The following is an 11158-nucleotide window of genomic DNA, read 5'->3' as shown; positions in this document are numbered from 1 at the left end:
TTAACAATAATTTAACTATACGTTTTATTTTAAATTTTATTCACAAGATACTTTGGAGAACTTCCTTTTAATACATCAACAACGTTTTCTGCTGTTTTTCTTTGAAGTTCAATTTGTGATTCTTCTGAATACCAAGCTACATGCGGGGTTAATATAACGTTCTCCATTTTTAATAATGGGTGATTATGCCTAATTGGCTCTTGCGAAACAACATCAAGCGCTGCACCACCAATCTGGTTCTTTCTCAACGCATGTATTAATGCCTCTTCATCTACTACTTCCCCTCGAGAAGTGTTAATCATAAATGCTTCTTTTTTGGCATGATTGAATTGCTCCTTACCTATCAATCCCTTTGTTTCATTCGTAAGTGGAGTATGAACAGAAATAAAATCAGATATTTTCATTAGTTCATTTAAACTAACTACCTCTGCTTTATACTTATCAGCTAGCGACTTTGAAATAAATGGATCGTAAATAACAAGTTTTAAACCAAAAGATATAGCTTTTTTAGCTAAGTTTTGGGGGATACTCCCAAAACCTACAAGCCCTAGAATACGACCTTTTAAGCGATAGATCGGCATACCAACTTTATAATCCCATACATCATTTTTTACTGCTTTATTTAATTGAACGATTTTTCTAGCACATGCTAAAAGCAAGCTGAAAGTATGATCAGCCACCTCTTCCATACAATAATCTGTAACATTGGTCACATATATACCGTGTTTAGTAGCTGCCTCCAAATCTATTGTATTTACTCCGACACCATATCGAGCAATGACTTTCAAATTTGGCAAACTCTCCATTACTTTTCTGGTAATTGGAGCATATTGATTAATAATTGCATGGACACCTTTACCGGCTGAAATCACTTCATCTTCCGTCTTACATTGTGCAGTTATTATTTCTGCTCCAGCACTATGCAATACTTCTTTCTCAATTGTTATACTTTTAAATTCATAATCGCTAATTAATACTTTAAATCTTTTCATGAACATCTCTCCCATAATTAATTAATTAATATCAAAGACAATTGAGGTATAAATGTTATAATTAGCAAAGTAATAACCATTGCAATAAAAAACGGTACAATTGCTCTAGATAATACAGAAATAGACAAACCAGAAATACCTGAGCTAACAAATAAATTAACTCCTAGTGGTGGAGTAATAAAACCAATTGCTAGGCTAGTTACCATGATAATTCCGAAATGAATAGGATCAAAATTTAAATTAATTGCAATTGGTAATAAAATTGGGGTCAAAATAATAATCGCAGCTAAAGTATCCATGAAACATCCCACAATTAACAATAGAGTGATTATTAAAAACACAAGAATGATACGCTCATCTGTAATAGATAACATTATATCTGCAACTTGGGTGGGAATCTCTTCAATAGTTAATAAACGCCCAAATGCAGTTGCCGCTCCAACAATAATTAAAATAGTTGCTGTAGTTAAAGCGCCATCAGCGAATAACCTTGGCAAATCTTGTAGCTTAATTTCTCGGTATAAAAATATCCCTGCCATGAAGCTATAAACAACCGCTACCACTGCAGCTTCGGTTGGGGTGAAAATTCCACCATAAATACCACCTAGTATTATAATGGGAATAAGAAGTGCCCATTTTGCATCGTATAAAGATTCTCCAATTTTCTTTATCGACATTTTCTCATCTGTACCTGTATAGCCCATCTTTTTAGCATATATATAAGACCAAACCATTAAGCCAAATGCTACTAACACACCTGGTATAACCCCGCTAATAAACAAATCCCCAATAGAAGCTGAGCCAATAACTCCATAGATAACCATTGGAATACTTGGTGGAATAATGACTCCAAGCGCTCCGGCGGAAGCTATGACAGCTGTTGCAAATCGTTTGTCATATCCATGATCAACCATAGCTGGAATCATCATTCCTCCTACAGCTGCTACAGTTGCAGGTCCCGATCCAGAAATGGCTGCAAAAAATAAACTAGTAATAATTCCGGCAATTGCCAAGCCCCCTGTTTTGTTACCTACTATTGAGGTTGCAACATTTACCAAACGATGGGAAATCCCTCCCTTTCCCATAATCTCTCCTGCTAAAATAAAAAAAGGTACAGCCATTAAAGGAAATGAATCTACAGATGTAACAAATTCCTTTGCCAAAAAAGACACTGGTAATATATCTATTAAGGCAATGGTTACAAGAGTAGAAAGCCCAATGGATATGCCTATAGGCACACTTAATAATAAAAACAAAGCAAAGCTTGTGAATAGTATGGTCGCTGTCAAGCCCATCCCTCCCTTTTTTCTCTAGGTTATTTTATTTTTTAACTTTTCAGCTGTAAATAATATATCCTGCATTAATCTGATAATACATAATCCTAATCCTACTGGCGCAGCTAGATAAACAACTCCCATAGGTATTTGTAGAGCTGGTGAATCTTGTCCCCAAGATAGTAATCTAATTGTAATATCAGCGCCGTAGTATATTATAATTGTAGCAAATATAATAAATAAACAATTCGTTAAAATTGTTAAAATAAGTCGTCCTCTTTCTTTTAGCATAACTAGTAGTACATCCACTGATATGTGTCGCTTTCTTTTCACACCATAACTAATTCCAATATATACTGACCAGATAAAGCAATAACGTGCAAGTTCTTCAGACCAAGATAATGAACTTCCTAGAACATACCTCATTACTACTTGCAAAAATATAACTAAAACCATTGTTGCGGACAGAATTACTAATAGATATTCTTCTATGTGCTTGTCCAAACATCTTATTACTTTCAATACAAACACCTCTCTATTTTCTAATTATGATTTTGTTACTAAGGTGACTGAGCATTTTCAATGGCATTATAAACATCACTAACCATATCTGTACCAATCTCTTTGGTGTACTGTTCTAATAAAGGTTCAATAGTTTTTTTCATCTCCTTTCGAGAAGATTCTGTAATTTCCGTGTATTCCATTCCGTTATCTTTTAACTTTTGCAAATAATTTTCCGTATCTTTTCTATTTAATTTTCGCTGATATTTTCCAGCTTCTCTGGCTGCTTCAGAAACAACTTTTTGTTCTTTTTCATTTAAAGACTCGTAGAAAGGTTTGCTCATTAAAAATATAAAAGGAGTATATACGTGATGTGTATTTGAAATATATTTTTGCACTTCATAAAATCCTTCAAGATAAATAGTGGAAATTGGATTTTCCTGACCATCTACGGTCCCTTGTTGCATTGCAGTAAAGAGTTCGCCAAACGCCATCGGAGTTGGATTCGCACCTAACTTTCTAAATGCCGATAAATGAAGTTCGCTTTCCATAGTTCTTACTTTTAACCCTTTTAGATCTTGCATTGAACTTACAGGACGTGTTGAATTAGTTAAATCTCTAAAACCATTCTCCCAATAAGCCAAGCCTATTAAATTTTGTTGTGGTAATAGATCTAGTAATCTTTTACCCATTTCTCCGTCCAAAACTTCATCTGCAACTTCTTCATTTGGAAATAAAAATGGATAATCGAATATTAAAAACTCTGAAATAAAGTTAGCTAATGGCGCTGTTGAAGGAATGGTTACTTGTAAAACTCCTAATTGTAAAGATTCTATCATGGAACGATCGTCACCAAGTTGTCCACTGTGAAATATTTTTACATTAAGTGCTCCTTTAGATTTTTTCTCAACAATTTCTTTAAATCTTTCTAAACCTTTATATTGAGAGTGCTGATTATTGTACCCAATACCAGCTAGTATTGTTTTCTCAGTCTCTTCTACTGCACTTCCACTCGCCTGTTTACAAGATGTTAACGTTATCAAAACTAAAAATAAAATGACTAATACACTTTTCTTTCTCATAACTCCCATCACTCCCTTTTAAAAAAGCGTTTGCATAATAGTTCATAGATATTTTGGCGTTCAAATTCTCATCGTCACTAAATTATCTTGATCATTTTAATAAGATTTTTCTAAAATAGACTTATCTATGGATTTTTCTTTAGCCACACCCTTCCACAACTTTTTATTGTTATAGGTATTATACTACAATTTTTAATTGATTAAATCAAGTCAAACAATTTTAGCTTGTATAATTTTTTTAAATCATTTTTTTAGGAGGTGAAAATATGTGTAGCTTTAGCGAACGATTAATAGACTTAAGAGTAGAAGCTGGGTACAGTCAAAAAGAAATAGCCGCGATGTTAAATATGACGGCAAGTGCTTATGGTTACTATGAGCAAGGAAAAAACGAACCTTCCATTAGCACCTTGAAAAAAATAGCAACAATATATAACGTTTCCACAGATTATCTGGTTGGTACTATTGATACTCCAACACATCAAATTAACTTTTTTATAACAGAGCATTTTTCTCTAACTGAATCTGAATTGACTGTTGTTAAACAAATGAAAGAAAAGCAGCTTTTAGCTGAAATGGAAGATAATCCAACCGTAAATGTAGACAAACTTGTTCGTTTTTGGACATTTTTAACAAAGGAAATGAACAGTGGATAAGCAAGAAATAATGGACTTGTAAATTACGTGCAACATTGTTTAATTCTCCAATTTATAAACACCTTCAGCTAAATACTACTTCATGAAGCCATACCATTTTGTCACCACAATGTATGAAATTATGGCATAGTTCTCCATCAACAGAAGTTTTGAATATTATCTTTTACAACAATCCCACGTTGTAATATACGATTCTCACCAATTTTTAATTGTTAAAAGAAAAATACCCAATTTCTAATTGTATAATTCTGTTAAAACACCATAAAAAGGGGGTAGGACATGTACAGCTTTAGTGAACGTTTAACAGATGTACGAGTTGAAAACGGGTTCGGGCAAAAAGATATTGCCGAAAAATTAAACATAACTACAAGTGCGTATGGCTACTACGAACAAGGAAAAAACGAACCATCTATTGAAACTATCAGAACACTAGCAAAGCTGTTCGACGTCTCCACAGATTATTTACTAGGTCTGATTGATCAACCCAAACACCCCATAAATTTTACTATAAAAGATGATTTCACATTAACGGAGTCAGAATTGCAAACCGTCAAACAAATGAAAGAGCAACAACTACTAAGTGAATTAAGTGAGAATCCTGTTGAAAATGTGGAAAAACTGACGAAGCTTTGGAAATTTATTAATGAGTTGTAGGGATCGGTGCGAGGTTACAGAGTTTAAAACTAACTATTTGGTTAAAATTATTTGATTGTTTTGGTGCGAACCTGAAGTGCACATAAAAACACAGGGGGATTCGCACCATTATTTCATTGTTTTTTGTTAATATTTGGAATAAAATATATGGTATTAACATTGGTTTATAATATTTTTCTTTTTAATGGGTCATTTTTTAATGTTTTTTGTAAACTTTTAGGAAAAAATCGCTGTCGCACCTTATATAGGTGCGTGGATTGAAATTAGAACCATGAATTACTAGGATTATCCTGCTTTGCCGTCGCACCTTATATAGGTTCGTGGATTGAAATTTATTTGGATCTTTTGCCGTTGTCCACAACAACCCGTCGCACCTTATATAGGTGCGTGGATTGAAATCCTAATGTGGTGTAGGCTAACCCTCCTTACCACGTCGCACCTTATATAGGTGCGTGGATTGAAATTCGTGTTCCAATATAAAGGATTTCTGTTGTCGTCGTCGCACCTTATATAGGTGCGTGGATTGAAATTACGGGAGTAGATGAGTTTACCTATGCCCCATTAGGTCGCACCTTATATAGGTGCGTGGATTGAAATGCGTCAACATTAATTTCACTCATATCGTTAACAATAATGGCTATTTTTAACCCTTTCTGATTTTCAAGAAGATGATTGAGCAGAGATGTTTTACCTGCTCCCAAAAAACCACTTAAAACGGTTACTGGTATTTTTTTACTCATTGATCTTCCCTCCTCTATCATGATCCATATATGCCCGACTAGGTGTAGCGCCTTCTTGAAATAAATACTTTCCACTATACCCTTCTGTAGCTTGATCAACTTGCACTATTACCAGTTGGCAAACTCGCATACCAACCTTCAATTGAACAGGGACTCGATTTGCATTAAATAATTCCAAAGTGATCTGCCCAGAGAAGCCCGGATCGATCCATCCAGTATTTTGAATAAAGACACCAAATCTGCCGATAGAACTTCTCCCTTCAACAAAGGCTGTTAAATCGTTTGGTAAACGAATTTGCTCTAATGTTGTTCCTAACATAAACGTGTTAGGCGGAATCGTGACGACTTTCTCATCTGTCACTTGCATTTCATGATAGCTCGCCGGAGGTCCCCCGTCTTCCGGAGTTTCAAGCATATCTTGGCATGGAATACCAAGCTCAAGTGCAAGCCCGCAACAAAGATCCGGAGGTTATGAACGCCTTTGGTTTTCTGCGGACAGCGCATTCCTTGACATGATGGACTCCAATGGAGATTTGTTTAACACGACAACCTCTTCGAAAATTGACCGTGCTGTCACTTCAAGCCGGGTGGTATACGATTTCAGCTCACTACTGAAGCGAAGTCGTGGAGTTATGATGACACAGTTTGTCAAATGCTATCAGATTTGCTGTTGGTAACCTCTCTCAAGGGGATGTGGTCATTTTACATGGTGCAGAACAATTGGCTCCTGGGATTAAGCAGTATGTTCGAGATCGATTTGACCAGTTATACGACAATGGAGTGCGCGTTGTCCATATTTACAATAGCGTGGATCGGATGATTGCAGATCGCGCGTTCAATCAGTTTGAGAGTGCGGATTACACACTCCTTGGTGGAATGACAAAGGCGACGATTGCTGAGTACGAAGATGCACTCAAGCAAGAAGTGCCGATTGCCTTGAAGACCCTGCTTGAGCATAAGGAGCGATATCGGTACTATCTGCGTCGCGGGTTTGACAATGTGGTCTTTGCGAGCGATATTCAGATGGGATTTACTAAATAAAAATTATAATATTACATATTACGTAATATGTAATGATTCACCTACTGTAAAATAGATATTAACGTAGCGAGGATATGTATAATGAAGAAGGATATTTCCTTCCCCACTTATTATATGGTGAAAAAATTAAAGGGCAGTTACAATCCTCTCCTCTGGAATTGAAAAATAGTGGCGTTCATGACTTTCATATCCGTATTCAAACAGAGCTTATGCATCAATTAGCCATGGAGATGGAAGAGAGCGAGGAATTAATCACATCCACTAGAATTGCGCTAACCAGATTGCTTGACGACCATCTAGCTACAATGAAAGAGTTAAGAAATACATACAGAAATAGGGTCGGTTCAGGAAAATATGATAAATTAAACACTGCTCATGTCGATGAAATTTTTCGTGAACTAGTTGATGTTGAAAGTGATGGTACACCATTATTAATTGATATAAATGAATTTGAACATCTTCTGGAAAAACTCCGAAAAAGCCAACATGATACGGGGGAAATAGCTTATAACATGGAAAAAATGAGTAAAGATTTTAAACAAATGGATCAAATACTTGCTCAATGGCTGCAAATACGTCAATAAGGGGTGGTGTGGTAATGAGTAGTATGAGTGATTGGTGGAAAGATTATCTGGAAACCAATGCGCAAAAAGAAGCGTTAAAGAAAAAAATCAAACTGGATTTAGAAGAGAATGTAGATATTACAAAATTGCACTTCGAACATAGTTACGCAGTTGGGTTACTTTCCCAAAAACATCAGAATATTTTAACCAAAGTCAATCAACATTTTGATGGAAAAGCAAGTCATGCATTGATGAACCGCTTTATAGAGAACATCATTCAGCTTCAAGAAATGGATCGTGTTTACAAGGCGAACTATGAACATGTTAAACTGAAACATGGGTTTTGGTGAAGGTCGCCAAGGTATAGTTTTTCTCTCTACATCTCCAAATTATATCAACTGTTAAAAATCGAAACGAAGATATCGGTCAGGACTATGATATAAAGTGAACTACCACGAACTAAGGGTATCGTGGGCTTCTAAAAAGAAGCCACACAGTCTTTATGTTCGTCCCCTAGGGGTGAGCTCACCAGGCTAAGCTAGGAGAAACCCTAACTACGATAGATGGGTCATTACACCTACGGTTGACGCACCAGATCGTTGCTCTGTCGCTTGCGTTTAAGTAGATTCATCTCCTACCGAGCGTTAGTGTCGCCAGGGTATGACCTAAAGGACCTTAAACGAATCGGGCATTTAGGTGCCGTTTTCTCCTACTTAAACATTTTGTATCTATACAAGGCTCTTGAAGTGGGAGTCTTACGGCACCTTACATGAGGGATAAAATTTATTTTTTTTTCATTTTGCATGAAACTATTATGTTAAAATTATAAATCTGAGGGTTTAATTGCACTTTCACAGGAAAAAGGGAGGGTACGTATTTGATTGCAAAATTCAATATAACCGATAAGGATTTAATTGCTCAGCAAAAAAATGCTATAAAGACCACTAAATTCCATAGAAAATCTAGAATTATGCAGTTAGTTATATCATTTTTAGGGATCGTACTCATGTTAATCATTATCAATGCTACAATACCAAGTATAATTTTCTGTCTGTTTTTATATTTCATTCTTACCCCTTTTATATGGCGGTCATATGAGTATTTATACATACGTCGCTATAAAAGGGACATTCTTAGACACAACAAAAATAAAATAGGTCCCTTTACATTAAACTTATCTGAAGAAAAACTAGTTAAAGAATCGCAACATTTAACTGAAAAAATTCAATGGAATGAATTAAATCGGTTTAAAGAAGATCAGGAACGTTATTTCTTATATTTCACCGACTTAAATGCGATTACAATCAAGAAAGAACCTGACAATATGAATGAACAAGAAATTAAGGAATATCAAGCATTTATAAAAAGAAAAGTGAAAAAAAAGAAATAATATAGCTCCACCAATGGCGGAGCTATTGTTTATTTAAGATTGACCATCATCTATATCGTCTTGTTCTCCAATCAATAATGCAATGATAATACTAGCAGCCAAGGCAGTCATTGCAGGAATGCCGTAAGTAACAGCTAAGCTAATTACAAATATTATACCTAAAGTTAACCCTGCTGCTTTCGCTACATCTGTACTAAAACTTTCACTTGCATCAGTTAGGTCAATATCGACTGTAAAGATCACTGTAACAGCAAGTTGAACATTCCCTCCACCGTCTACTGGGATTTCTTCTTTAAAAGCAGTTACTCTGAGTTCTGCGCTAGTTCCCGTTCCCTTTAAAGTCATTTGGATGGCACCAGCACCAATAGAAGTTGCCATATTGTCTATAAAATCTTCATAAAACCCAAGTCGATTTTGAGTAAATTGCGCAATGTTTTCTCCAAGCAGACTCTCAAGGCTTCCGCTTACCCCATCAGGCGTGATTTGAAGTGTAGTTGTTGTTCCTCCTTCTGTAGGAGGATTTAACTGCTCACTGAATTCCACATCAACAGTAACAATATTGCCAATACTAAATGCTCTATGAGTTGAACTAAAATTAATATTCGTTGCAAATAGTTCAGGGTTGAACTCTTGCAATCCCGGTATATTTTTCCCTATCTCTATAAATGCATCGTGTTTTGCTCGATATTCTTTACTAACTTCCGAAGTATCAGGAGGATTTACGGCTGCTACGCCTGGATCTCTGCCAGAATAATCATTTTTGTCAATACCGAGCATTCCAGGGCCCCCAAGACCAATTGTGGTTTCATAAAATTGATTAAAAGACCAATTTTGAGGCATTGGAAAGCCTAAGTTGCCACTATAACCTGTAGACATGTTTCCTACAAAACTGTAATCTGCTGACACTTTGCCGCCTTGAGCTTGTATGCAGGTATTACGAGAGCCATAAACGCCTAACTTGTATTCTGGTAAATCCTTTTCCTTGGCGATGTCAAGTACAGAACGCACTTCTTCTAAATAAGGAATAATATTATTCTCTACTTGAAAACCATAAGCATCGTAGTCTACAGCAAAATAAATCGTTGTACCAGATGGGAAACCAAGCTCATTCGCCGCTCTAATAGCTTTCCATGCATCCTCCCTACCTCTGCCTTGTACAAAGTATTCATGCTCGTAGCCCCCATCTTGGTATATAGGGAATACACGTATACCATTTATTGCGAGAATGCTTAGTTCCTCATGAGTCATTGCTTTCGAACGAAGACCCGCATCGGTTGCCACATTACCTGTTAAATAGCGACCAATAATCTGATAGTTATAATCCCGAAGCGTTTTGACGGTTTTATAATCAATAACTGTAGATGCATCACAAGCAATTGCTGGACGACCTGTATAACCATTGCTCGTTAGTAATTGCTTAATAGTCGGCATATCAGCAATTCCAGTTTCAGGTAGAGTCATAAAATCTTGAAATGTTATTACGGCTAATTCGACGTCATGATCAAAGTCGCCATCATAAGGGTGCGTATCGTATATAGGCATGTTGCACGCAAGCGCCCATTGTAAAATTCTTGTAAAGTTGGCTGGAGCATCCCCCTTTTTTAATGTAGGGCAATTGTCGATAGTCGCAGGTCCAAAATTTCCATTTGCTATATGACCAATTCCTTCTTCATGCTGTAAAGCATATATTAAAGCTTTATTTGTCTTTCTTTCATACACGCCATTTGTTGGGATATAATCAAAATACTGACTATATTCTCTATTAAGCGATTGTTGTATTTCTCTATTATGTGACCTCCCTGAACTATTATTTAATACAAACCCATCTGTATTCAATATGGCTTTCATAAGTTTCGAATCAACAAACCCAGTTGGTTCAATCCCAACATCACTTTCAAAATCTTTAACTTCCTTCTCCGTGTCTTCAAAGAAATTACCTGAGAAACCACCTGGATTATAACCTTTACACCAGAATCCGCCTTGTAGGATTTTAATTAGGTTATTTGGTTTTTCATCTTTTCCCTGTCTCGCTAAACCAGGGAATCTTCTAGCAGTCTCCGGACCAAATGATGGTACTGGTTTTGTTATTCCGAGTTCTATTTGTAAGCCAATGATAAGAGCTTTTACTGTTGTATTGCCTGTCTTCCCATTTTCTGGAATGGTTGTATACCCGTTTTTCCCCTTATACGTTTTGTTTAGCCACTTTTGCACTTCTAATACCATTTTATCCATGCTGAACTCCTCCTTTTTATGAGCTTCTTTTTTTAT

Annotated in this window: 12 protein-coding genes, 1 pseudogene and 1 CRISPR repeat array; of the genes and pseudogenes, 6 read left to right on the top strand and 7 right to left on the bottom strand. The window is 36.0% G+C overall.

Annotation, left to right across the window (positions count from 1 at the left end; translation table 11 throughout):
* Window positions 1-29: 29 nt before the first annotated feature.
* Genes BKP57_RS15850 through BKP57_RS15835 form a run of 4 tightly spaced genes read right to left on the bottom strand, consistent with a single transcriptional unit; the run spans window position 30 to window position 3849 of the window.
* The gene (locus BKP57_RS15850; protein WP_050351923.1) at window positions 30-992 is read right to left on the bottom strand and encodes a C-terminal binding protein; all 963 of its coding nucleotides are present in this window, start codon (window positions 990-992) and stop codon (window positions 30-32) included.
* A 17-nt stretch (window positions 993-1009) separates the two neighbouring features.
* Window positions 1010-2281: a TRAP transporter large permease gene (locus tag BKP57_RS15845; protein ID WP_050351922.1), complete on the bottom strand. Its 1272-nt coding sequence runs from the start codon at window positions 2279-2281 to the stop codon at window positions 1010-1012.
* Window positions 2282-2302: 21 nt separating this feature from the next.
* On the bottom strand, window positions 2303-2770 hold the full coding sequence (locus BKP57_RS15840; RefSeq protein ID WP_232231195.1) for a TRAP transporter small permease: 468 nt from the start codon (window positions 2768-2770) through the stop codon (window positions 2303-2305).
* A 56-nt stretch (window positions 2771-2826) separates the two neighbouring features.
* Complete coding sequence (locus tag BKP57_RS15835) at window positions 2827-3849, bottom strand: TRAP transporter substrate-binding protein (RefSeq protein ID WP_072741947.1); 1023 nt, start codon at window positions 3847-3849, stop codon at window positions 2827-2829.
* Between the two features lie 266 nt (window positions 3850-4115).
* Here BKP57_RS15835 and BKP57_RS15830 point away from each other — a divergent pair, with 266 nt between their 5' ends.
* Both BKP57_RS15830 and BKP57_RS15825 read left to right on the top strand, forming a co-directional pair.
* A complete protein-coding gene (locus BKP57_RS15830; RefSeq protein ID WP_072741946.1) occupies window positions 4116-4502 on the top strand; it encodes a helix-turn-helix domain-containing protein in 387 nt (128 codons plus the stop codon).
* A 279-nt stretch (window positions 4503-4781) separates the two neighbouring features.
* Window positions 4782-5156 (top strand): helix-turn-helix domain-containing protein, encoded by a 375-nt coding sequence (locus BKP57_RS15825; RefSeq protein ID WP_072741945.1) that lies wholly within the window; start codon window positions 4782-4784, stop codon window positions 5154-5156.
* Window positions 5157-5388: 232 nt separating this feature from the next.
* A CRISPR array of direct repeats spans window positions 5389-5753; the repeat unit is 32 nt; unit sequence GTCGCACCTTATATAGGTGCGTGGATTGAAAT.
* Between the two features lie 59 nt (window positions 5754-5812).
* On the opposite strand, the pseudogene BKP57_RS23465 reads toward BKP57_RS15825, so the two are convergent.
* Window positions 5813-5896 (bottom strand): annotated as a pseudogene (locus tag BKP57_RS23465) (GTP-binding protein); the annotation flags it as partial.
* Window positions 5889-6311: a dCTP deaminase gene (gene dcd / locus BKP57_RS15815; RefSeq protein ID WP_050351916.1), complete on the bottom strand. Its 423-nt coding sequence runs from the start codon at window positions 6309-6311 to the stop codon at window positions 5889-5891. The gene dcd and the pseudogene BKP57_RS23465, both read right to left, overlap by 8 nt.
* A 230-nt stretch (window positions 6312-6541) precedes the next feature.
* Here dcd and BKP57_RS15810 point away from each other — a divergent pair, with 230 nt between their 5' ends.
* From BKP57_RS15810 to BKP57_RS15795, 4 genes are all read left to right on the top strand, one after another.
* Window positions 6542-6937, top strand: coding sequence for a hypothetical protein (locus BKP57_RS15810; protein ID WP_072741944.1), 396 nt, complete (start codon window positions 6542-6544; stop codon window positions 6935-6937).
* 74 nt (window positions 6938-7011) lie between these two features.
* Window positions 7012-7521, top strand: coding sequence for a hypothetical protein (locus BKP57_RS15805; RefSeq protein WP_072741943.1), 510 nt, complete (start codon window positions 7012-7014; stop codon window positions 7519-7521).
* A gap of 14 nt (window positions 7522-7535) precedes the next feature.
* Window positions 7536-7850: a hypothetical protein gene (locus BKP57_RS15800; RefSeq protein ID WP_072741942.1), complete on the top strand. Its 315-nt coding sequence runs from the start codon at window positions 7536-7538 to the stop codon at window positions 7848-7850.
* 527 nt (window positions 7851-8377) lie between these two features.
* Window positions 8378-8890 carry a YcxB family protein gene (locus BKP57_RS15795; protein ID WP_072741941.1) on the top strand — a complete coding sequence of 171 codons (513 nt, stop codon included), beginning with the start codon at window positions 8378-8380 and terminating at the stop codon, window positions 8888-8890.
* A gap of 33 nt (window positions 8891-8923) precedes the next feature.
* Here the strand turns inward: BKP57_RS15795 and BKP57_RS15790 are convergent, their stop codons facing one another.
* Window positions 8924-11122 (bottom strand): glycoside hydrolase domain-containing protein, encoded by a 2199-nt coding sequence (locus BKP57_RS15790; RefSeq protein ID WP_072741940.1) that lies wholly within the window; start codon window positions 11120-11122, stop codon window positions 8924-8926.
* Between the last annotated feature and the right edge of the window lie 36 nt (window positions 11123-11158).

Origin of the sequence: Virgibacillus sp. 6R (assembly GCF_001895305.1) — a bacterium.
In the GTDB taxonomy this organism is placed as follows: Bacteria; Bacillota; Bacilli; order Bacillales; family Amphibacillaceae; genus Virgibacillus; species Virgibacillus pantothenticus.
The sequence above is the reverse complement of the archived record's forward strand: the minus strand, read 5'-3'. Positions and strand labels throughout refer to the sequence as shown.